The organism is Magnetococcus sp. PR-3 (genome assembly GCF_036689865.1).
In the GTDB taxonomy this organism is placed as follows: domain Bacteria; phylum Pseudomonadota; class Magnetococcia; order Magnetococcales; family Magnetococcaceae; genus Magnetococcus.
In genome coordinates this window covers 1-1,439 of sequence record NZ_JBAHUQ010000077.1, presented here as the reverse complement: position 1 = coordinate 1,439, position 1,439 = coordinate 1, and the positions used below count along the sequence as shown (strand labels likewise).

The 1,439-nt window shown below is 40.4% G+C and carries 1 protein-coding gene; it reads right to left on the bottom strand.

The window, feature by feature from the left end; genetic code table 11:
* Window positions 1–293 precede the first annotated feature (293 nt).
* Window positions 294–698, bottom strand: a complete 405-nt coding sequence (locus tag V5T57_RS20600) for a hypothetical protein (protein WP_332893153.1) — start codon at window positions 696–698, stop codon at window positions 294–296.
* Window positions 699–1,439: the final 741 nt, after the last annotated feature.

The following is a 1,439-nucleotide window of genomic DNA, read 5'->3' as shown; positions in this document are numbered from 1 at the left end:
GTATCTAAAAAGCCACTCAATCGAGTGGCTTTTTTGTGCCTGAAAATCCTCATCCTTACCATACGCTCCGTAAAAAATCGTCTTAGCCATTACCATGCATGCTCCAATTACAAATCAGCTCTCCAGAAATATTCTCTGCATAGGCGGCCGTCTCTTATCAAAACAGCTGTACGGTATAAAATATTTAACAGGGTTCAACCCATAATATTTTACAGTCCAGGCCGAGTCGGTCATACCCATCGCATTAAATAGGTGAGAGCGATCTTTGTGTATGTATCCAACGCAACTCTACATCACCATTCCGGTTTGCCCTTAGCAATCAAAATATCTTTATGGACTAGAAAGAAAAACGGGTAACCGCTGTTTTTAGATTTGTTAATGAAGATCGACTTTTTTCTATTCCAGTCAATTCTGCATAAATCAAAAAAAAGAGGAATCGGGGGAAGCTGTTTATCCAGCAACTCAAGCATGGTGCATGAAGAAAAGAGCAGAGAGCTAAGGTTTAAACGTGAGGCATCAATATTCCTCAAAAGATGTGCGCGTGACATATTCAAACTCAATGAAGGCGCACCGTTAAGCAAATATTTTTTAATGAATTGATGAACAGTGGCGTTTTTTCTATCTGAGCCCGTTCTCGGAAAAAGCTTAAAAAGGAAATGTGGAAGCGGAGTAAGGGGAAACCATTCATCCAGCAACACAAGCACGGTGCATGCAGAAAAGAGAAGAGGCTAACGTATAAACGTGAGGCATCAATATTCCTCAAAAGATGTGCGCGTGACATATTCAAACTCAATGAAGGCGCACCGTTAAGAGATATTTTTTAATGAATTGATAAACGGCAGTGTTTTTTTTCTATATGAGCCTGTTCTCGGAAAAAAAGCTTAAAGAGGAAATGTGGAAGCGGAGTCAGGGGAAACCATTCATCCAGCAACACAAGCACGGTGCATGAAGAAAAGAAAAGAGGCTAACGTATAAACGTGAGGCATCAATATTCCTCAAAAGATGTGTGCGTGACATATTCAAACTCAATGAAGGCGCACCGTTAAGAGATATTTTTTAATGAATTGATAAACGGCAGTTTTTTTTCTATATGAGCCTGTTCTCGGAAAAAACTTAAAAAGGAAATGTGAAAGCGGAGTCAGGGGAAACCATTCATCCAGCAACACAAGCACGGTGCATGAAGAAAAGAGAAGAGGCTAACGTATAAACGTGAGGCATCAATTTTCCTCAAATGATGTGTGCGTGACATATTCAAACTCAATGAAGGCGGACCGTTAAGCGAATATTTTTTAATGAATTGATGAACAGTGGCGTTTTTTCTATCTGAGCCCGTTCTCGGAAAAAGCTTAAAAAGGAAATGTGGAAGCGGAGTCAGGGGAACCCATTCATCCAGCAACACAAGCAAGGTGCATGAAGAAAAGAGCAGAGAGCTAACGTTT